This window comes from Bifidobacterium margollesii (assembly GCF_002860355.1).
GTDB lineage: Bacteria > Actinomycetota > Actinomycetes > Actinomycetales > Bifidobacteriaceae > Galliscardovia > Galliscardovia margollesii.
The window spans coordinates 1-20,357 of the sequence record NZ_NMWU01000014.1 but is presented as its reverse complement, the minus strand read 5'-3'; the positions used below and the strand labels follow the sequence as shown (position 1 = coordinate 20,357).

General features: G+C 60.7%; 15 protein-coding genes and 3 tRNA genes. 5 read left to right on the top strand and 13 right to left on the bottom strand.

Features of this window, described 5'->3' with window-relative positions; genetic code table 11:
• Positions 1-319: 319 nt before the first annotated feature.
• The 8 genes from Uis1B_RS04615 to Uis1B_RS04580 form a co-directional block, all read right to left on the bottom strand.
• Positions 320-392, bottom strand: a tRNA-Ala gene (locus tag Uis1B_RS04615).
• A 131-nt stretch (positions 393-523) separates the two neighbouring features.
• Positions 524-597: transfer RNA gene (locus tag Uis1B_RS04610), tRNA-Ile, on the bottom strand.
• Between the two features lie 105 nt (positions 598-702).
• Positions 703-1,998 (bottom strand): anaerobic sulfatase maturase, encoded by a 1,296-nt coding sequence (locus Uis1B_RS04605; protein ID WP_101616031.1) that lies wholly within the window; start codon positions 1,996-1,998, stop codon positions 703-705.
• Positions 1,999-2,099: 101 nt separating this feature from the next.
• Positions 2,100-2,537 (bottom strand): DUF202 domain-containing protein, encoded by a 438-nt coding sequence (locus tag Uis1B_RS04600; protein ID WP_101616029.1) that lies wholly within the window; start codon positions 2,535-2,537, stop codon positions 2,100-2,102.
• Positions 2,531-2,890 (bottom strand): YidH family protein, encoded by a 360-nt coding sequence (locus Uis1B_RS04595; RefSeq protein WP_101616027.1) that lies wholly within the window; start codon positions 2,888-2,890, stop codon positions 2,531-2,533. The genes Uis1B_RS04600 and Uis1B_RS04595 overlap by 7 nt, the downstream gene beginning before the upstream one ends.
• Positions 2,891-2,942: 52 nt before the next feature.
• Complete coding sequence (locus Uis1B_RS04590) at positions 2,943-4,277, bottom strand: MFS transporter (protein WP_207763378.1); 1,335 nt, start codon at positions 4,275-4,277, stop codon at positions 2,943-2,945.
• A gap of 191 nt (positions 4,278-4,468) precedes the next feature.
• The gene (locus Uis1B_RS04585; protein WP_101616022.1) at positions 4,469-6,292 is read right to left on the bottom strand and encodes a sulfatase; all 1,824 of its coding nucleotides are present in this window, start codon (positions 6,290-6,292) and stop codon (positions 4,469-4,471) included.
• Between the two features lie 191 nt (positions 6,293-6,483).
• Positions 6,484-7,053: a PadR family transcriptional regulator gene (locus Uis1B_RS04580; protein ID WP_101616019.1), complete on the bottom strand. Its 570-nt coding sequence runs from the start codon at positions 7,051-7,053 to the stop codon at positions 6,484-6,486.
• A gap of 330 nt (positions 7,054-7,383) precedes the next feature.
• On the opposite strand from Uis1B_RS04580, the gene Uis1B_RS04575 reads away from it, so the two are divergent.
• Together Uis1B_RS04575 and Uis1B_RS04570 are read left to right on the top strand one after the other, a co-directional pair.
• Positions 7,384-7,471 (top strand) — tRNA-Leu (locus tag Uis1B_RS04575).
• Between the two features lie 114 nt (positions 7,472-7,585).
• The gene (locus tag Uis1B_RS04570) at positions 7,586-8,260 is read left to right on the top strand and encodes a M48 family metallopeptidase (RefSeq protein ID WP_243390257.1); all 675 of its coding nucleotides are present in this window, start codon (positions 7,586-7,588) and stop codon (positions 8,258-8,260) included.
• Between the two features lie 184 nt (positions 8,261-8,444).
• Here the strand turns inward: Uis1B_RS04570 and Uis1B_RS04565 are convergent, their stop codons facing one another.
• Both Uis1B_RS04565 and Uis1B_RS04560 read right to left on the bottom strand, forming a co-directional pair.
• Positions 8,445-8,924 carry a Dps family protein gene (locus Uis1B_RS04565; protein ID WP_101616058.1) on the bottom strand — a complete coding sequence of 160 codons (480 nt, stop codon included), beginning with the start codon at positions 8,922-8,924 and terminating at the stop codon, positions 8,445-8,447.
• 366 nt (positions 8,925-9,290) lie between these two features.
• Positions 9,291-10,649 (bottom strand): hemolysin family protein, encoded by a 1,359-nt coding sequence (locus Uis1B_RS04560; protein WP_101616016.1) that lies wholly within the window; start codon positions 10,647-10,649, stop codon positions 9,291-9,293.
• A 489-nt stretch (positions 10,650-11,138) separates the two neighbouring features.
• Between Uis1B_RS04560 and ahpC the strand changes: the two genes are divergently transcribed.
• Positions 11,139-11,702 carry an alkyl hydroperoxide reductase subunit C gene (gene ahpC, locus Uis1B_RS04555; protein WP_101616014.1) on the top strand — a complete coding sequence of 188 codons (564 nt, stop codon included), beginning with the start codon at positions 11,139-11,141 and terminating at the stop codon, positions 11,700-11,702.
• Positions 11,703-11,894: 192 nt separating this feature from the next.
• On the top strand, positions 11,895-13,694 hold the full coding sequence (locus Uis1B_RS04550) for an FAD-dependent oxidoreductase (RefSeq protein ID WP_101616013.1): 1,800 nt from the start codon (positions 11,895-11,897) through the stop codon (positions 13,692-13,694).
• An 85-nt stretch (positions 13,695-13,779) separates the two neighbouring features.
• Here Uis1B_RS04550 and Uis1B_RS04545 read toward each other — a convergent pair whose 3' ends face one another.
• Together Uis1B_RS04545 and Uis1B_RS04540 are read right to left on the bottom strand one after the other, a co-directional pair.
• On the bottom strand, positions 13,780-14,388 hold the full coding sequence (locus Uis1B_RS04545) for a carbonic anhydrase (protein WP_101616012.1): 609 nt from the start codon (positions 14,386-14,388) through the stop codon (positions 13,780-13,782).
• Between the two features lie 220 nt (positions 14,389-14,608).
• On the bottom strand, positions 14,609-17,374 hold the full coding sequence (locus tag Uis1B_RS04540; protein ID WP_101616011.1) for a phosphoenolpyruvate carboxylase: 2,766 nt from the start codon (positions 17,372-17,374) through the stop codon (positions 14,609-14,611).
• A gap of 463 nt (positions 17,375-17,837) precedes the next feature.
• On the opposite strand from Uis1B_RS04540, the gene Uis1B_RS04535 reads away from it, so the two are divergent.
• Positions 17,838-19,619 carry a threonine/serine exporter family protein gene (locus Uis1B_RS04535; RefSeq protein ID WP_101616056.1) on the top strand — a complete coding sequence of 594 codons (1,782 nt, stop codon included), beginning with the start codon at positions 17,838-17,840 and terminating at the stop codon, positions 19,617-19,619.
• Between the two features lie 214 nt (positions 19,620-19,833).
• Here Uis1B_RS04535 and Uis1B_RS04530 read toward each other — a convergent pair.
• The coding region (locus tag Uis1B_RS04530) for an IS3 family transposase (protein ID WP_133124840.1) at positions 19,834-20,357 on the bottom strand (524 nt) is incomplete at its 5' end.

Sequence of the window (20,357 nt, the reverse complement as noted above, 5' to 3'; positions counted from 1 at the left end):
GGTCTCTTGGCTTCCCCTGTGGAGGAAGCCTGATCATGTGGCTGTGGGTCCGTCACCGGGTATGCCAGTCGTCACCGGGTATGGGCGTGCCCGGTGACGATGTTCCAAAATCGTTGCAATTGCAAGGGTTTGATGAGTGCGTGACTCGGTATACCTATACCCGGTCATGCAATCAGCTCTGTCATGAGATCGTTTCGGCGTGTCGTGCGATATACGTGCGATTAGCTGTGATTAAAAGGGCTTAAAACGACCTAGATTTGCCTCTTGGCAGATAAAACAAAAACCCTCGGAATCGTTGCAATTCCGAGGGTTTAAGTAGTGGAGCTAGCCGGGTTCGAACCGGCGACCCTCTGCTTGCAAAGCAGATGCGCTACCAGCTGCGCTATAGCCCCAAACATATTCATTGTACCGAACCGGGTGAACCGCAATCCAGCTGGTCAGACCAGCGAAATCGCACCACCGAAATTCGGAACAGTGAACTGAGAAAAAAAGAGCGGCCTGTAAGCCGCTTTCGTTTTCTGCGTGGGCCCGGGAGGACTTGAACCTCCGACCTCATCCTTATCAGGGATGCGCTCTAACCACCTGAGCTACGGGCCCGATCCTTGTGCAATCTCGAAATCGCACAAGTAATTAGAATAGCGACCGACCCCAGATCTGTCTAATCGGCGTGTCGCACCTAATTTTGATTGGTTCGCAGCCCGGTTAGCTTACCGATTCCAGCGGCAAAGTCCGCGTATCCCGATCCATCATCGCCTTCATGCCACGCATAATCGCCTCCGGGCTCCGGCCAATCGTCATATCCTGCGCCAAACGCACGATGTATGGCGTCGCATGGCTGAAGAACCGATAAAACCCGCGGCACAGGTAATTCACTGGGAACCGTTCGCCTTCCACCCGAATCAGTCGGTCCTTCGGACACCCGCCATTGCACGCCCACCGCATTGGGCACTTCACGCAGCGATCCGGCAGCATTCCGCATTTGCGGTCTCCAAACGCCTTCTGCTGCGCAGAGGCCAGCATTCCGGCGAAATCGGCATCCGTCTCGGCGATATTGCCCAGTCGATACCCTGGTTCCACGAAATGATCGCAACTGTACACGTCTCCGTTGTGCAGCACTGCTAGTGCATCTCCACAGGTGCGCGAATGCGTGCACAGCGTGGGATGGCCGAAGTAGTTCGCCAGCATCGAATCGATCTGCTGAACATATACACGTCCCACGTCGTGCACCGCCCACTCGTCGAAAATCGTGGTCATGAATCGGCCGTAGTCATCCGCCCGAACGGTTCGCGAAGTCACCTCATCGCCTTGCTGACGGTAGAGGATCCGCTCGCCGCTGGTTTTGATCCATCCGTGTTCGGCCTCTCGTCGGTATCGCCGCGGTACGCGCTCCACGATCGGAATGAACTGGATGTATTCTGCTCCGAGCTCGTCACGGAAAAACCGGTATACCTCCAGCGGATGCTGGGAATTGTTACTGTTTACCGTGCATAGCAGACTCGTATCCACGCCGTACTGCTGCAGCAGCCGCCATCCGCGCGCTGTCAGATCGAAAGTACCGCGTCCGGCCTTGTTCACGCGATACCGGTCGTGGATCTCCTTCGGCCCGTCGAAGCTCACTCCGACGAGGAAGTTCTCGCGCCTGAGCAGTTCGCACCACTGCTCGTTGATCAGCGTGGCATTGGTCTGTATGGATTGGCGCACACGCTGACCGGGGCGGGCATATCGGCGGATCAGGTCCGACGTGCGTTCGAAGAACTCGACCCCGCGCAGCGTTGGCTCGCCGCCTTGCCACGGCACCTCCACCGGACCGTCCGGCTGGGCGTCCAGATATTTGCGAATATAGATCTCTAGGGTCTCGTCTGTCATCCGCTGGCCACGCTCATCGAATAGCAGGTCTTTGGACAGGAAGAAGCAGTATTCGCAGTTGATGTTGCAGGCGGCGCCGGCCGGTTTGCAGACGGCGGAGAAGGGGATATTGCGGCGATCGGCGGCAAGCATGGCAACGATCCTTTCCTGATCGGGGGTAATGTCGGCTGATGGCGTGGAGTCTGCTGGTTTTGCGGGTCGCTGGTTTTGCTGGTTGTCTATCGGTTTGCGGATTACATAACCGTGGACAGCGCCAGTATCAGACAGACTGCGGAGCAGCCGCTGATGCCAAGAGCGATGGCCAGTGGACCTCGGCCGTCCGCGCTTTGGCGTTTCCGTGTGGGGAAAGTATATGGCTCTGATGGCGGGGGTGGGACCGACGGGGTAAAGCCGCCGGTTTTGCGTACGGCATCCACGTTGACGAACCATATCGTGTAGAAAGAGGCTCGTCGACGATATTCCACACACGCGATCACGGTGACTGCTACGCCGATCACGCCGACGACGGCACCCCATACGGCGTAGTACATCGGCAGTATCCGCAGGGCCAGAATCGCGAAGACGGTCATATTGAGAACTGTCCGTTTCCAGGAAAGCCGGGTCCGCTCGATCTGCAGGCCTTTATCCACCACGTCGTCTCGGCCGATGGTGTTTGCCGTTCCGCCTACCATGCCATCACCATGCCGATCAGCATGGCTGCAGAACAGACCGTCACGCCTGCCGCCAGTAACAGTTGAGCCAGTGAACTGGGCAATGGGGCCGAGACTCGCATGGCCTTCTCATTATGTGCCCAGTCTCGCCATGCCGCGGCCGGCAGCGCAATACCCATCGCCATTACCGTCAGCACCACAGCGAGTTTGACCGTTGGATCGATGCGCACCGAAATATTGTCGAGCGCCACGGCGATGGAGATCAGAGCCAACGAAGTGCGGCACCACGCCAGAAACGTCCGCTCATTGGCCAACGTGAACCGAGGATCCGGTTCGGAACCGTGGTCGTAGACGCTGCCGGGGAATCGTTTCATCGAAAACTCCAATCTCCATTCCGTGGGTAATCTCCATTCCGGGGATTTCTGTTTACGCGCGTTCAGCTTCCAACTGCATTTCCACGCGACGTACATCTTTCGGGTAGGTCTTGTACAGGCCGGCCAGCAGAATCGCGTTCAGCACCAGCAGACCGACGGTGATGTACAGGAATACTGTCTGAATGCTCCAGAAGTCAGCAAGCTGGCCGCAGGCCACCGAGAAGATTGCCCAGGCGATGGTTTCGAAGATGGTCAGCCAGATCGCATACGCCTGACCGCGCAGACGCGGATGCACCACCGACGCGACGATCGGACGGTTGACCGGCGGATTCAGACCCTGAGACAGACCCATGATGAACCAGAACACGCCATACACCGTGATGCCGTCATACATGAATTGGGTGCCAAGGAACGCGCCGAGAGCGAAAAACAGCTGAGCGAACTGGATGAACCCGATACGACCGTAATGCTTGACGTGCACGTCCAGCCATTTGACGATCCATCCGCCGCCGAGATTGCCGACGATCGCGCCGATGCCGAACGGCAGCAGCACCATCGATGCCGTCGCATTGGTGAATCCGCGTTCAAGCACCAGGAACTGAATGCCGAAGATCGGAATCAACAGATGGCCGGAAAGGAATCGGGAGATCATCATGATTGTGTAGGACGGGATCTTGAACAAGCCGAGAATCTCCTTCATCGTCGGCTTCTCGTCCACGGATTTCGCGTTCGCTCCGGAAACTTGAATATCCGAAGCACCCACTCCCGGGTCTTTGAATGCGAAGATCACGATGATCGAAGCCACCACCATGATTCCGGACAGCGTCCACATCGCATAACGCCAGCCGTTGGAATCAATACCGGTGAACTGCGCGAGCGCTGGGCCTACCAATGCAGCCAGACCGTTGATGGAACCATACAGAATGCCGGATGCCTTGCCTCGTTCCTTGTCGTCGAAACTATCGGCGATCACCGCGTTGACGATCGGCTGCGCGCCGATTACCGAGGCGCTCATCAGAGCCACCGAGATCAGTAGCATGGTCCATCCGTTGGCGAAACCGGCCATAGCGCCGAACAGCGCTCCGAACAATCCGGTGAGCACCAATGTGGCCTTACGGCCGATTTTGTCGGAGATCTTCACCCAGATCGGGCCGAACGGGGCGGACAGCACTTTGCCTGCGGCGGTCATAATGCCAAGATGGCCGCTGTCGAGGTGAAGCGAGCTGGCAATGGCGGGGAAGATCGAGTTGGTGGCGCTCGCCTCCGTATTGTCCACCACCATTACGCCGGTAAGGGTGGCGAGATTACGCCAACGGTGAGGCACCTTCGCTTCGGCGGCGGTTCCCGGCGTACTTGGATTGGTATTTCCTTGTGTCTTGGTCGTCACGTCCTCTACCATGAGGATAGCCTTTCTGAAGATATGGCAAATGGGGGTTGTCGCAATCGATCGACGGGCTGGCAGGCCCGGAAGAATCGGTTGTGTGAGGGTGATCCCGTTGGTTGCGGAACGTCAATGGCCGTTGATGTTCCGCAACCGGGTCACTTTTCGCGCTCCTATGCGCGTCGTGGGAAGGGCTGCTACCTGTTGGCGTTCTTGACGTCTTCGCAAATGGCCTGAAGGACGTCAACAGGGATAATCGCGGTTTTCACCAGATCCAGCAGGCTGAGCTGTGGGGGTACCGCGACGAGCTCGGTGTGGGTCCATGAGGGAATGTAATGCTCGATGATCGGGCGGGTGACGAGATCATCCTCCAGCTCCGCAAGCGGCTTATGAACCAACGGTTCCTTGTTGATGTCGAGCGGAATCGGTTCGGCGATCTCCTCGGCGCGATCCTTCTGCTCGCGAACCAGCAGATGCGTTTCGTTGATCTCGCCTTCGAACGGAATTCCCAGACGCTGGAACAGGCTTTCCGGGGCATCGCCTTCGTGCATGAGCTTTGCCAGCAGCCTGAGCATTCGCAACTCGACCTCGGGATCGTCGATGGGGTGATGCTGACCGGGGTCGGTCTCCAGATCGTACAGCAGCGTGCCATACCGCCAGGGGTTCATCCAGATGCTCTGCGTCGGAATGCGCATGACGCGGGTGTTCTTGGTGAAGCTGAATGGTTCGGCCGGCTCCCAATTCGCCAGCTCCTGCGGGCTGAACCGCATGCGCATGTGCGTGGGCATGAGGGTGAATTCGTCCAACGGCAGGTTTGACGGGTCCTTTGCCGCACGCATATATACGTATCGGCCGTCGGTCACGTTCACATGACCGCCGTGGATGCCGAACAGCGCGCCTTCATGGATCTGATGAATGCCTGCGTTGGTTGTGTCTGCGGTCGGGTGCGTGCCGGTCGCAGTGCTTTCTGTGCCATTGGCGAGCACCTGCGCCAGATCATGCCCCTCCATATCCTTGGTGGGTTCCAGGCCGAAGTACTTGAGCATGGTCGGGGCGATGTCGATGGTCTGAGCGAGGGCTCCTCTGCGGGTGTCCTTGCCGCCGGTGCGAGGGTCCCACATGAACAGCGGCAGGTGCACCAGTTCATTGAACCACGGCTGTACCGACTTGGCCCACCAGCCGTGCTCGCCGAGTAGGAATCCGTGGTCGGTGTTCACGAACAGGAGAGTGTCCTTCCACATGTCGTGTTCGTCCATGAAGTCGAGCACGCGGCCGAGTGAATGGTCGCACATGGAGACCAGTGCGGCATACTGCAGACGCACGCTTTCCACCAGTTCCTTGGATTCGTTCACCTTCTCGTACGGGGGCCAGTCCATCTGATCGTCGTCGGGATCCTGGCCATACAGATCCCGGTAGGCCTGAGGCACGAAGAACGGCTCATGGGGGTCGAAGAGCTCCAGCTGGAGCATCCAGTTGTCCTCGTTGACGTTCGTCTCCAGAAACTCCATGCCTGCATCGACGGTTCGGGTCTGTGCGTGGTCGGCTTCAGTGGGCATGTAGGTTCGGTTCACGGCGTCGTGCTTCACGATCGGGATGCCGTTGTTCGGCCCGTCCTCCTGCTGACGAAACAGGCCGATGTTGGCCTTCCACGGGTCGCCTTCCTGCCCTCGGAAGAACTCCCACGAGGAGTAGCGGGTGTGGAAGGTGGCGCCGCCGTCCTCCCAATAGTGGGGGTGGTCGGAGACCAGATGGGTGTAGATGCCGTGATCCTTGAGGATCTGCGGCATGGAGTCGTCGTAGGGCTCAAGTGGTCCCCAGGATCGGTGCATGAAATTGTATCGGCCGGTATGCAGTTCGCGCCGGGCGGGGATGCAGGGCATCGATCCAGCGTAGAAATTGTCGAAGGTGACGGCCTTGGCAGCCAGGCGGGCGAAGTTCGGTGCGTTCACCACGGTATCGCCGTAGGGGGGTAGCATGTGCCTGTTGAGGCTGTCGTACATTAGGATGATGGCTCTCTTCATTGAGGGTTCCTTTCTTCTTGTTTGGTGATCCTATGGCCATTTTGGGCGCAATTGACTGGGGGAGTGGGGTTTCAGGTTTTACGTCGATGCTTTTGGCTGTGACGTCGGTGGGGGCAGATCCGTGTGAGGTCTTGCTGATCTAGTGGATCAGGGTTGTGAAAAACGGGGGTCTGCCAGGTCTGGTCGGTCGACTATTCGCGACGTCGTTGCAGGTCGATCAGTTCGCTCTTCAGTGCCTTGACCTGACGAATATGGTGGTCCATCTCCTCGCAGCTGGTTCGGTGGTTCCACTCGGCAAGCATCGTTTTGAGCTCCTGATCGCATTCCGTATTGTCGGTGGGCAGCGAGCGGTCTCGATGTCGATATTTGCGTACCTGATTTTCGCGGACGGTGATTTCCGTGTCGAGCAGGGAAATCACTTGATCGACCGAAAGAAACCCAGCGAAGGCGATACGGGCCTCGAAATCGGGGTCTTGGAATCGTGACGGGGGCTCGTACGGGCTGGAGAGCCAGTCCATGAATACTGTGAACCCGCTTTCGGTGATCGAGTATTCGCGGGCTTTTCGGGGGTTGTCTCCGTCGAGAAGTCGCGAGCTTACCCAGTTGTCGCTTTCCATGCGGCTGAGCGTGCGATAGATCTGGCTCATCTGCGTGTTGGAGCGTTGGAATCGACCGAAGGTGTCGAAGTACTTTTTCAGGCCGTATCCGGTCTGTGGCTTCAGGGCGAGAACGCCGAGCAGCAGATAGTCCAGTTTCAGCATGTGTCGATCCTTCGTCGGGTGTGAACGTTCGGCTGGCGTCGATACCGGTTGCGGCCGGCGTCGGCTTGCGATGGCAGTCACCGATTCTACTTCTCCGTAGTTCTGGGCTGCGTGGCTCTAATATAACACAATGCATATATGACAAATAGCATATGGCGTGTTGCGGATCATTGCGCTAAGCCGTGACGGATATATATGATCGCTGTTCGGCGTGGAGTGGGCGTCGCGGCTGTAAATCACGATGACCTGCCGGATGATTTTTGTGGATTCGCCGGGATGTGGTACACTTTCCCTCTGTTATCGCAAAGTCTGTTATTGATGATGACACCTGTCCGGGTGGCGGAATGGTAGACGCGCTAGCTTGAGGTGCTAGTGCCTATTTTATACAGGCGTGTGGGTTCAACTCCCATCCCGGACACGATCTCAGCCCCGTGAATTGCGGGGCTTTTTCGTATCTCCGCATTCGCAGCTCCGTACAATCGACGGGCAATGCGGGTTAAGGAAAACAGTCGGCGATCCGGACGGAGCAATCATGGCCAGAAGAACGATTTCGGTGGAGATCATCGACGTACAGGGTGTGCGGGTGAAGGTGACGCGCAAAACGGTGAAGAACATGTATCTGCGCGTTAAGCCGCCGGACGGTCGTGTGGAGGTCACGGCCCCGGCGAGGGCCAGTTACGATGTGGTCGCTCGATTCGTGGCATCCCGCAGGCAATGGATCGACAAGGCTCAGGAAAAGGTCGCCGCGGCTCGGGCGAGGCAGGAGGAAGCTGGTCGTAGAGCGGCCGGCCAAGACGCCGATCATGATCATACCGGTACCGCGGATGCCGCTGGTACCCATGCTGATCAGCCGGTGGCGATGCTTGACCAGCCATGGAGCGAGGAGCGCAAGCGGGAGGCCAAGGCGATACTGAACGGTTGGCTGCCGAGTCTGTTGGCATACTGGGCTCCGATCATCGGTCGCAGGCCGACGAATATTTCACTGCGCCGCATGTCCACGCGATGGGGGTCGTGTACGCCGGCCACTGGTCGGATCCGGCTGAATCTCGAATTGGCGTATCTGCCGCCTCAGTATTTGGAATACGTGCTGGTGCACGAGCTCACCCATCTGTGGGAGCATGGTCACGGGGTGAGATTCCAACGCAGTATGGACCGTTTTATGCCCCAATGGCGGCGTCTTCGCCGCGAATTAAACCGTATTCCATAGGAAACCCGAGTTGTGAGGCTTTGGTTCTTGGAAGCCGCATTTCTCGCATATAGCGTCCGCGGAATTTCAACGGTTTGGGGACTGCGCGGAATTGGGAATGGGCCCCTTCGTCAAACAAAGCCTCACAACTCGGGTTTTTGCGATAAACCGGCCGATAAATCGGCCGATAAACCGGTATGGGCCGCTACGCGATGTGGCTGCGCAGGAACCACTGGAACAGCTCCAGCGCCTGAACGTGATCCTGAATGATGTTGGAGCTTACGACATCGAGCTCGTCCAGCTCCTCGATGGCCTTGCGATCATCGGTGATGAACACGTCGTAGTAGTCGATCAGCGCCTTGATGTACTCCTCGGTGGAAGCGCGGCCCTTGAGATCAAGACCCTTCCAGGAACGGTTGCGCACGATGGCGTCCGGCGTGCCATCGGGGGAACCGCCCAGCGTGGCGATGCGCTCGGCGGTTTCGTCGGCCTGGGCGAGCACGACCTCGACCTGCGGGTCAAGCATTTCATGCACGGCGATGAAGTTCGGGCCCTGCACGTTCCAGTGAGCGTGCTTGAGCACGAGGGCGGCCTCCTGCTCTTGGCTGAGTCGGTTCTGCAGAATGGCGATGGTCTTTTCGGCCTGCTCTTCGGAAAGGCCGGGAACGGTGAATTTCAGCGTCATGATCATCCTTCTTTCTTTAATTGATTTTGCGGATGTCCTTCACATTGCGAATACGCACGTACGACCAATTCTAGGCGGTGGTTTGCCGCGAACTGTGTCCAGTGCCTGATGTGGAAGCACGGTATCCGAACGTCTGCAACAATGTGAGCGTTTCGCCGTCGGCCGTTGCGTCGAGTGCCCTCGGCGAGTCTTTCGCCATATCAGGAGTCCGCGTACCCGTGGGGGCTTCCCCATTGGGGGAAGCTGTCGGCGTAGTCGACTGATGAGGGGTGTGGGCAAAGCGTTGGTTGGAAGTCGGCAGGTGTGTTATTCGATCCACCTCATCAGTCAGCCTTCGGCTGCCAGCTTCCCCTCGTAGGGGAAGCCTCACGCAGGCTCGGAGGGCGGACGCCCCGCACCCGTGCCGGCCCCCGCACCCCCTTCCGCCGGCGGGTTCGCACCACTGCGGCGGACTTCGATGGTCTGGATGCGGCGGCCGTCCACTTCGGTGATCACCATGTCGTACCCGTCGTCTGAGTGCAGCACCGCGCCAACTTTGCCCATTTCGCCGGTTTTGGCGAGGAAGTAGCCGGCCACCGTCTCGTACGGGCCGTCCTCCAGCTCGATGCCGGTGAGCTCGTCGAAGTCCTCGATGGTCATGCCGCCATCGATGCGCGCCACGCCGCCGACGAACGCCGAACCGGGCTTGCGTCCACCGGCCTCGCTGGGCAGATCGTATTCGTCGCGAATATCACCCACCAGCTCCTCGGTCATGTCCTCCAGCGTCACGATGCCATCGGTGCCGCCATACTCGTCGATCACGATGGCCAGATGAATGCCGCGACGGCGCAGCAGCGAAAGGCTCGGCAGCAGTTTCGACGTGCCCGGCAGGGAAATGCCTTCGCGGGTCACGTCGGCCACGGTGGCGGCCTGCGGGTTGCGGATGTCGAGCAGATCGCGCACATGCACGAAGCCGAGCACGTCGTCGAAATCCTTGCCGATCACCGGGTACCGCGAGTACGGCTTGTCGCGCACGAAGTCGGCGGCCTCGGAGATCGGCATATCGCCGTCGATGAACACCACGTCGGCGCGTGGACGCATCACTTCGGCCACGATCGTTTCCGAAGCGTCGAACACGTCGTCGAGAATCACGCGCTCGTCCTTGCTGAGGTTGGTGTTGGACGAGACCAGTACGCGCAGCTCATCGTCGCTGACTTCGCTTTCGGTTTCGTTCGGGTCGAATCCCAGCACGCGCACGATGCCGTTGGTGTTCTTGCCGATCAGCCAGATGATCGGCCGGCAGATCGTGGCGAACACGTCGATCGCGGGCACCACCGCGCGGGCGATCGCCTCGGTTTTCTGCATGGCGATGCGTTTGGGCACCATTTCCGAGATCACGATCGAGCAATAGGAGATCACCAGCGTGAGCACGATCGTGGTCAGCGGCGCCGCGATATGCGTGGGCACGCCCCAGCTTTCCACCACCGGGACGATGAACGGGGAGATCGACGACTCGCCGAACGATGCGGAAAGAAAACCGCATAGCGTCACGCCGATCTGTACGGTGGAGAGGAAGGTGTTCGGGTCGCGGGCGATCTTCGCCACGCGGGCGCCGCGAATATCCTCCTGCTCCATTTGATCGATCTGCGAGCCACGCAGGCTCACCAGTGCCAGTTCCGTGCCGGCGAAGACGCTGCCGAGCAGCAGGAACACGAAAATCAGGAGAATATTCAGACCAAGTGACATGCCTTCAATCTAACGAACGCCCTAACCAAGATCGCGGCCTGCGGCGGAACTAGGCGGTGTGCAGCGGGATCGGGCGGGACTGGGAACATGGCCTGCGATCCGGCCATCCGCCCGATAGGGAGATTCGCCCCGATCTCCCGCACCTTCACCCCGATCGGTCGGTCTGAACGAGGGAGACCGTCCCCGGGAAATCGTCCCGGAGACTGTCCCGGAGCCCGCCCACTCTGAACAAATAATGAACATTGTCTGCCATGTGAGAAACGTCACAGCGGCCCACCGCAAAGCTTCGGCGGGCCGACGATGCGGTGGGCTACGATGGCAAATACGTACAAGCCGGTTCCGCTGACGTGGTGACGTGACGTACTGATGGCGTACCGACGGCGTTCGCTACCGTACCGCCAACCCGATCGCCCATCTCAATACCGACCGTTTCGCATCACGCGATCATGTTCGTACCACGTCAGGCGGCCCGACAGGAAAGGAACCATCATGACGATGCTGCAGCACGAAATCTGCGACTTCACTGCCCAGGCCTTCCAGAACAACGAGTTCCACGAGGTCACCAAGGCCGACATCCTCGGCCACTGGTCGGTGTTCTTCTTCTACCCGGCCGATTTCACCTTCGTCTGCCCCACCGAGCTGGAGGATCTTGCCGAGGCCTACCCGGAGTTCCAGAAGGCCGGCTGTGAGATCTACTCCGTTTCCTGCGACACCCACTTTGTGCACAAGGCCTGGCATGACGCGAACGAGAAGATCGCCAAGATCGCATACCCGATGCTGGCCGATCCCACCGCCCAGCTGGCCAAGGATCTCGACACCTACAATGAGGCCGACGGTCTGGCCGAGCGCGGCACTTTCATCCTAAACCCCGAAGGCAAGGTCGTGGCCTACGAGGTCATCTCCTCCAACGTCGGTCGTAACGCCGACGAACTGCTGCGCCGCGTTCAGGCCTCCCAGTTCGTCTACGAGCACGGCGATCAGGTGTGCCCGGCCAAGTGGCAGCCCGGCGAGGAGACCATCGAGCCGAGTCTCGACCTCGTCGGCCAGCTCTGATCGGCCAGCTCTGATCGGCCGGTTCTGAGTACTGCTGATCACCGTCTGATCGGCCAGCTCTGATCGGCCGGTTCTGACCGTTTCGATCTCACCGTTTATCCGATCATCTGATGTGATCGACGTTCGCTCCCGCCGCACGGTATGCGCGGCGGGAGGTTTTATATGTAGGGGATGCTTCCCGGAAGGATTCGTATGAGCAACATCGACACCGAAAAACTGTATGACGTCATCGTGATCGGCGGCGGCCCCGCGGGCCTCACCGCCGGTCTGTACCTCGCCCGCGCCCGGTATCGCGTACTGATTCTGGAAAAGGATGATTTCGGCGGACAGATCACTATCACCAACGAGGTGGTGAACTATCCCGGCGTCGGCACCACCACCGGCAAGGCGCTCACCGGCACGATGCGCAAGCAGGCGCAGGATTTCGGCGCGGAGTTCCTCAGCGCCGAGGCGACCGGCCTTGATGTGAGCGGCGACGTGAAGACCGTGCACACTACGCGCGGCGATCTGCACGCGTTCGGCATTCTGATCGCCACCGGCGCCTCGCCGCGCAAACTGGGATTCGCCGGCGAGGCCGAGTACGCGGGTCGTGGCGTGGCCTACTGCGCCACCTGCGACGGTGAATTCTTCACCGGCAAGGAGGTGCTGGTCGTCGGCGGCGGGTTCGCGGCCGCCGAGGAAAGCGTGTTCCTCACCAAGTATGCCAGCAAGGTCACCATGCTGATCCGCGAGGAGGATTTCACTTGCGACGCGTCCGTGGCCGACGAGGCGAAGCGCAACCCGAAGATCGAAATCCGGTACCAGACCGTGCTGGACGGCGTGACGGCCGGTCAGGGAGGTTTGCGCGAGGCCACGATTCGATCCGTGCAGACCGGCGAGACCGAGACGTGGAAGCCGGCCGACGAGGGCACGTTCGGCGTGTTCGTGTTCGCCGGATATGTGCCCGCCACCGATCTGGTGAAGGGCATCGTGGAACTGGACGATCACGGTTACGTGGTGACGTACGGATATCTGGAGACTTCGGTGCCGGGTGTGTATGCGGCCGGTGACCTGCGGGTGAAGAACCTGCGTCAGGTGGTCACGGCCACGGCGGACGGTGCGATCGCCGCGGTTGAGCTGGAACGGTATGCGTCGGACATGTCGGCGAAGACCGGTCTGGTGCCGCCGCGCCCGACCGAAACCGCATACGAGAAGGCCGAGGCGAAGACCGCTGCGGCCGCTCAGGCCGGTACGACCCCGGCTCCGGCGCCCGCGAAGCGCAGCGCCGATGCCGCGGCGGCGTCGAAGAGCGCGGCCAAGCCGGGCGAACTGTTCTCCGACGCGATCAAATCGCAGCTGAAGATGGTGTTCTCCAAGATGACCAGGCCGGTCACGCTGGCCTTGGATCTGGACGGCACCCCGCTTTCCCAGGAGCTCAAGACGTTCGTCGGCGAGATGGCCCGCATCTCCGCCGGGAAGCTGATCGTGAACGAAACGGGAGCGGCGGCGGGGGACGCCGAACTGGACGATACCGGTCGTGCCGTCTTCGACCCGTCCGTCGTATTGCCCGACGCCCGTCCGTGTGTGAGGGTGTGCGTCGCCGGCGAGAACGGGGATCTGGAATTCACCGGACTGGCATTCCACGGCGTGCCGAGCGGGCACGAGTTCAACTCGTTCGTGCTTGGTCTTTACAATGCGGCCGGCCCAGGCCAGCCGTTGGATGACGATCTCAAGGCGCGGATCGCGGCCATCGCCGACCCGGTGAATGTGACGCTGCTCGTGTCGCTCACCTGTACGATGTGCCCCGAAACCGTGCTGTCCGCCCAGCGGGTCGCTTCGCTGAGCCCGAATGTGAAGGCTGAGGCGTACGATGTTTCGCACTTCCCTGAACTCAAGGACCACTACGGCGTGATGAGCGTGCCCTGCATCGTCATCGATCATGCCGACGGATCGCAGAAAGTGGAGTTCGGCAAGAAGAACATCGCCCAGATGCTCGACCTGCTCGCCGCCTAGCCCCCGCCCCCTCCGGAGGGGGCTGTCAGCTTCGCTGACTGGGGGAGGTCGGTGGGAGGTTGGAGAAGGTTGAGGAAAGCGTCGTTCAGAACGACAGCACCTCCACCTTGCCGTTGTCGAGCCGGTAGCGTGCGCCCACCAGCGACACCTCACCGGCTCGCACGGCATTGCGGATCACCGCGGAATCCGTGACCAGCGCCTCCAGCGTCTGCGCCACATGAATACGCTCCACATCCTCCGCGGTATCGAGATCGGAGTCGAACGCCAGACGCACCGAGGCACCCACCTCGCGCATCAGAATCGAGCGGAACCCCTCGTCTTCGGTGTATTCGTCGCCTTGAATCACCTTCATCGCCGCGGCTACGGCACCGCAGTTCTGATGACCCATCACCACGATCAGACAGACGCCGAGATGCTGGACGGCGTACTCCAATGATTCGAGCACAGCGTCGTCCACCACCTCACCGGCCGTGCGGATCGTGAACAGATCGCCGATCCCCTGATCGAAGATGATCTCCGGCGGCACCCGTGAATCCGAGCAGCTGAGCACGGCTGCATCCGGCGTCTGTTCGCCGATCAGCCGTTCGCGCGTTTCCCTGTCCTGCCACGGATGCTCCGCTTCGCCCTCCGAAAACCGTCGATTGCCTTCGACCAGTCGGCTCCATGCGCCATCGGCCCGTGTGCTCGCATCCATAACAGCCTCTTTGCCTCTTTGCCTTTCGTGTGTTTTTCCGGTATCAGTGTATGTCGTCGTATGCCGTCGTGTTATGTGCCGTGGCCGCGGCAATCGGCGGGCGGTGAAGGGCGGGTGGGATATACGGGACGGCGTTGAAATACGATACGAGACCCGATACGGAACGAAAAAGGGAGACCCCCATGACGGGGATCTCCCTGAAGTCGTGCCGAACCGAAGATCAGCCGGTGTTCTGCAGGCCTGCGGCGACGCCGGAAACCGTGCAGAGGATCAGATAGATGAAGTCCGCGGTCTGAGACTTGCTCAGCTCGTTCTTCTCGTCGCGGCGACGCACCGAACGCAGCGCACGCACCTGAAGCACCGACAGGGCGTTCACGTACGGCGAGCGGATACGGATGGCCTGACCGAGCACATGACGGTGCTGCAGCGGCCACTCGTCGGCCACGATCTTCAGTACCCACTTGCGGGTGAGCTCCATCTCCTCCAGCACCTTGGTGTTGAGATCCTCGCGGTCTCCCAGCGCCAGATACAGCTTGGCGATGCGCTCATCGGTCTTGGCCAGCGACATCTCGATGTTGTCGATGAACGTGGAAAACAGCGGCCATTCTTCGTACGCCTGACGAAGGGTATCGAGGTCGCCGAACTTCTCGCAGGCGGTGCCCAGACCATACCAGGCGGCGAGGTTGATTCGCGCCTGAGCCCAGGAGAACACCCACGGGATGGTACGCAGATCGTCGAGCGACTTGGCACCCAGACCACGCTTCGCCGGGCGGGAGCCGATCGGCAGCAGACCCACCTCGGTCAGCGGGGTGACGATCGAGAACCACGGGGCGAAGTCCGGAGTGCCCAGCAGGTCGAGGAAGCGTTCATGGGCGGCCTCGTCAAGCTGCTTGGTCATATCCGCATACTTCGCGGTCATCTCGGTGTTGGTCTTCTCAACGCTCGGAGCGGACTGCAGCAGCGTTGCCGAAGCCACGGACTCGATATGGCGCACGGCCAGCGTCGGGTTGCCGTAGCGGGCGAAGATGACCTCACCCTGCTCGGTGAGCTTGAAGCGGCAGTTCACGGAACCCCTCGGCTGGGCGAGTACCGCACGGTTGGCGGGGCCGCCGCCACGACCGACCGCGCCGCCACGACCGTGGAACAGCGTCAGATCGATGTCGTTGGCCTCCGCCCATGCCACCACGCGGGCTTCGGCATCATGCAGAGCCAGCGTAGCGGTGGTCGGGCCGGCGTCCTTCGAGGAATCGGAGTAGCCGAGCATGACCTCCATCTTGCGGTTCGTGGCCTTGAGACGAGCCTGAACCTCGGGGATCTTCAGGATGCCGTCGAGCACGTCGACGCAGTTCTGCAGATCTTCAAGCTGCTCGAACAGCGGGATCACGTCGATGACCGGCACATCCTCGGGATGGGCGAACGCCAGACGGTTCAGCTCGTACACATCCTTGATGTTCTGCGCGGACTTGGTGAACGAGATGATGTATCGGCGGGCGGCCTTCTGACCGTTGCGGCGCTGGATCGAACCGAGGGCGCGGAAGGTGTCGAGCACCTCGCGGGTCATCGGCTGCAGTTCGCCGCGTTCGCCGTGCAGACCGTGTTCGCGGATGTCGTCCAGAGCGCGGGAGTGCACAACGGAGTGCTGACGGAACTCCATCTCGACCATGTGGAATCCGAAGGTCTCGGCCTGCCAGATCAGCGTCTGCAGCGGGCCGTAGGCGGAGCGTGCGGCACCGGCGTCGGCCAGCGACTTCTGCACGGTCTTCAGATCGGAGATGTAGTCCTCGCAGGAGTGGTACATCAGATCGTGGTCGCGATCGATGGTCGCACGCAGACGGTCGGCGATCACCAGCATCACCGCGCGGTGAGGCTCCTTGGTGGAGATCAGCTCGGCCTTCTCGGTCAGACGCTCGCTCATCTCGCGCTGATGGCTCCACAGGTCCAGCAGGCCGGCGCACGGCTTGGTGTCCTTGGATTCCAGCGTCAGGTTGCGGCCGACCTCGCGGGTCGCCTCCTCAAGCTTGGCGAGTACGTGATCGGAGAATTTGCGGGCCACCTGACGGCTGACGCGGGCGGTGACGTTCGGGTTGCCGTCACGGTCGGAACCGATCCAGCTGCCCGGGTGGAAGAACGCGGGGCAGATCGGCGGCACCTTGCCGGCGTCGCTTCCCAGCACCCAGTCGTCGAAACGGCGGTACACCTTGGGAACGGTGTCAAAAAGCGTGTTGTCGAAGATATCGAGGATCGTATCCGCTTCCTCGACGGGAGTCGGCTTCTTCAGCGCGATCGGAGACGTGCGGAACATCGCGTCGATCTCGTTGAGCATCATGCGCTCGTTCTCGGCCAGATCGGAGCCGCCCAGACGCGGACGCTCCTCCAGCAGTTCGGCGATGCGACGGATCTTGCCTTCGATGGCCTTGCGTCGAGCCTCGGTGGGGTGCGCGGTGAACACCGGATGGAACTCCAGCTTGTTCAGCAGTTCCTTGGCCTTCGCCGGTCCGCACTCCTTGATCATGCGCTGATACGCGCCGGTCATCTCGTTGATCGGGTCGGTGGGAGCGTTGAGCGGGACTTCCTTCTCGCGGGCTCGCAGCACGTTGACTCGGTAGTTCTCCTCCGAAAGATTCGCCAGATGGAAGTATGTGGCGAACGCGCGAGCCAGCAGTGTGGCGTCGGCTACGGAAACCGAATCGATGAGCTTCACGGCCTTTTCGAAGCCTGCCTGCTCGGGATCGGGATCACGGTATCCCAAACCGGTGCCGCCGAACTCCTCGCTGGTCGCCTCATTGGCGTAGTCCAGCAGGTTGTCGAACTTTTCGAGCAGATCCTCGTCGTATTCCTTCAAAGCGGTGCGCAGTAGACGTAGGAACAAGTCCATGTCCAAACGAAGATCGCTTGGGAGTCCCTGCTCCTCCGCAACCTTCGTGCCGGTGCCGGTGCTCACGATGCCGGCGTCGGCCGCTTTGATCGTTTCGTCTGTTGATGTCATCCAGACCTCCTTTTGCCTCTCACCGGTTGTTCGTCTATCGGCTTTCTGCGGCTCCTCCGCAGTTATTGCTGCCGACCGTTCCAAACCCAAAGCCGGTGAACAGACGCCCCACCATTCTATGGCCGCGTTTCCGCGTTTTATTACCAACAGTTTTCGTGAGCGATGGTTTTTGTTTGAAAAGTCGAGGAAATTCCTGTCCGATACGTGGACATTCGATAGTGTGACCGTGCAAAACATGCGAGTTTTGCAATCTGCCGGTCGGGGTATCTCATATTTTCGTTCACATAATGGTCGTGGTTTGCCGTGGTGTTGAAGCCGCACGAGGGCGACGGGTAAACATGAAACCGTGATTTTCGGGAAGATTTTCGGGAAGAGAAACAATACGGCCGGCCCTCATGTCGCCGCGATTCCAGCCGGCGTGGACAAAGTCACCAAATACCATACGCATTCCATCCCGCTCGATATGGAAGACATCGAGCGTGACCTCGACAAACCGGTGATGGAAGCCGGAATCGCCGCGAAAACCAGCGTGATCGTGCGCGTCGGCATGCTCGACCTCGGCGCGGGCACCGGCAGCTTCCGCGTACGGCAGATGATGCACCGCATCGCCTATCCCGTCGGCGTCCACGTCCGCGCCGACGTGAACCTCACCGACATCGAAGCCTCCTGCACCGACGGCAAAAGCCGCGTCACCGAAGTCATCGACCTGCCCACCACCGGCGTCAACACCGAACGCATCTGGCTGCTCGAACATTTCGCCGACTGGTTCAGCGTGAACCTCGGCCACTCCGCCGTCTACCACAACAGGGGAGAGGAGATCACCGACCGTCTCGTCGAGAACCTCAACGTCCGTGACGTCTCCGCGTTGTCCGCGAAGGCGGCCAAAGAAGTACGGCAGAACGAGCGTGAACAGCGGATGGCAGGCGAAACGGCCGACAACGCCGATGCGTCAACGTCAGCATTGTCCGGCGACGTTCCCGTGCAATCCACCACCGCCACTACCCGTGAGGAGCGTGAAGCGGAAATCCGGCGGCAGCAAGAAATCGACGCCGACGACCCGGTCGTTCGCCAGATGCATGACGAGGAACACCAGGATTCCCATTCCGGCAGCACCAACGCCGGCAACCCCAAATCATCATCGAAACCCGCGAAACCCAGGAAATCACGTAACCATCAGCCGCCGAAAGGCGAGTACGCCCAGCATTTCGATCACGTCGGCCGTCTCGCACCCAATGCCTCCGACCCGAACTTCAAACCGATCACCGTTCGCCAGGCGCACGAACGACTCGATCTCATCGAACACCGTAAACCCTTGTATTCCGCGGCCTTCGCAGGCTTCGCCTCCGCGATCGCCTGCGCATCCTTCGTCTTCCTCCTCGGCGGTGGTCTCTACGACATGGCCGGAGCTTTCGTCGGCGCCGGCATCGGCCACTACCTCCGCCGTCGTCTCTTCGCCAAACACCTCAACCAGTTCTTCGTCACCTTCGTCGCCGTCTTCGTCGCCGCCCTCGCCTGCACCGGCACCCTGCGACTCATCGGACTCTACGATCCCATAGCCCTCGCCCACGACACCGCCTACATCGGCGCCATGCTCTTCGTCATCCCCGGATTCCCCCTCATCACCGGCGGCCTCGACATCGCCAAAATCGACTTCCCCTCCGGCATTCAGCGCCTCGCCTACGCCCTCTCCATCATCCTCATGGCCACCCTTGCCGGCTGGGCCGTCGCCCGCATCGTCATGCTCAACCCCCAAGGCTTCGAACCCCAAGGTCTCGACCCCTGGATCACCGGCATCCTCCGCTTCGTCTTCGCTTTCATCGGCGTCTGGGGCTTCTCCGTCATGTTCAACTCCCCTCAGCGCATGTGCCTCGTCGCCGCCTCCATCGGTGCCATCACCGACACCCTCCGACTCGAATTCACCGATCTCCTCAACATGCCCCCCGAAGTCGCCACCTTCATCGGCGCCTTTCTCGCTGGCCTCCTCGCCGCCGCCTGGCGCACCTCCGTCCGCCGCGGCATCCTCCCCCCGCACCTCGGCTACCCCCGAATCTGCCTCACCGTCCCCTCCATCGTCATCATGGTTCCCGGCATGTACATGTACCGTGCCATGTTCTACCTCGCCCAGTTCAACACCCAAAGCGCCCTCGACTGGGCCTTCCGCGCCTTCATGGTCATCATCTGCCTGCCCATCGGACTGGCGATGGCACGGGTGGCGACTGATCGCTCCTGGCGCTACGACATCTGAAAATCGCCGGGCAATGGAGCGTCATCCGCGTTGCGGAAGACTCGACGTACCTTTGTACGCCTTCGTCTTCCGCGCCTTGATGCCGCACGCATTGCCCGGCGATTTTGGCTTCCCCCATTGGGGGAAGCTGTCGAGCGTAGCGAGACTGATGAGGGGCCTTCGTACGCCTGAACTGCGCCCCAATTGTTAGACGCGGTTTATTAAGGGTACCTGATCAGGCTGCGAGGGACATACTCCGGAATTCCTCCGGGGTGCGTCCCTCCAGCCGTCTCTGGCGTCGTCTGGTGTTCCAGTGGATGATGTACTCGTTCAGACCGGTCTCGAACTCCTCGTAGGAGGCGAACTCGCGGCCGGTGTAGAACTCGTCCTTGAGATGGCCGAACACCTGCTCGGTCGCGGCGTTGTCGATGCAGTCGCCCTTCCTGCTCATGGACTGGCGTATGCCCAGTTCCGCGAGACGGTCGCGCCACCACCGGTGCTGGTACTGCCATCCCATGTCGCTGTGGAGCACGGGATCGACGCCCTCGGGCAGACGGTCCTCGAGCATGGCGAGCAGCCTTCGCTGCTGGGCGAGGTCGGGACGCCGGCTTACGTCCCAGGCGACGATCTCCTTCGATCCCATGTCGTAGACGGGCGCCAGGTACGCCTTGCCGCCGGCGACCCTGAACTCGGTGACGTCCGTGCCCAGCTTCATCCAGGGCCGGTCGGCCCCGAAGTCCCGCTTCAGCAGGTTCGGCA

What these genes read in the sequence shown, in the direction of transcription:
- Uis1B_RS04605 (WP_101616031.1), bottom strand. Translation starts at nt 1,998, where the DNA reads ATGCTTGCCGCCGATCGCCGCAATATCCCCTTCTCCGCCGTCTGCAAA.
- Uis1B_RS04600 (WP_101616029.1), bottom strand. Translation starts at nt 2,537, where the DNA reads ATGGTAGGCGGAACGGCAAACACCATCGGCCGAGACGACGTGGTGGAT.
- Uis1B_RS04595 (WP_101616027.1), bottom strand. Translation starts at nt 2,890, where the DNA reads ATGAAACGATTCCCCGGCAGCGTCTACGACCACGGTTCCGAACCGGAT.
- Uis1B_RS04585 (WP_101616022.1), bottom strand. Translation starts at nt 6,292, where the DNA reads ATGAAGAGAGCCATCATCCTAATGTACGACAGCCTCAACAGGCACATG.
- Uis1B_RS04580 (WP_101616019.1), bottom strand. Translation starts at nt 7,053, where the DNA reads ATGCTGAAACTGGACTATCTGCTGCTCGGCGTTCTCGCCCTGAAGCCA.
- Uis1B_RS04570 (WP_243390257.1), top strand. Translation starts at nt 7,586, where the DNA reads ATGGCCAGAAGAACGATTTCGGTGGAGATCATCGACGTACAGGGTGTG.
- Uis1B_RS04565 (WP_101616058.1), bottom strand. Translation starts at nt 8,924, where the DNA reads ATGACGCTGAAATTCACCGTTCCCGGCCTTTCCGAAGAGCAGGCCGAA.
- Uis1B_RS04560 (WP_101616016.1), bottom strand. Translation starts at nt 10,649, where the DNA reads ATGTCACTTGGTCTGAATATTCTCCTGATTTTCGTGTTCCTGCTGCTC.
- ahpC (WP_101616014.1), top strand. Translation starts at nt 11,139, where the DNA reads ATGACGATGCTGCAGCACGAAATCTGCGACTTCACTGCCCAGGCCTTC.
- Uis1B_RS04550 (WP_101616013.1), top strand. Translation starts at nt 11,895, where the DNA reads ATGAGCAACATCGACACCGAAAAACTGTATGACGTCATCGTGATCGGC.
- Uis1B_RS04545 (WP_101616012.1), bottom strand. Translation starts at nt 14,388, where the DNA reads ATGGATGCGAGCACACGGGCCGATGGCGCATGGAGCCGACTGGTCGAA.
- Uis1B_RS04540 (WP_101616011.1), bottom strand. Translation starts at nt 17,374, where the DNA reads ATGACATCAACAGACGAAACGATCAAAGCGGCCGACGCCGGCATCGTG.
- Uis1B_RS04535 (WP_101616056.1), top strand. Translation starts at nt 17,838, where the DNA reads ATGGAAGACATCGAGCGTGACCTCGACAAACCGGTGATGGAAGCCGGA.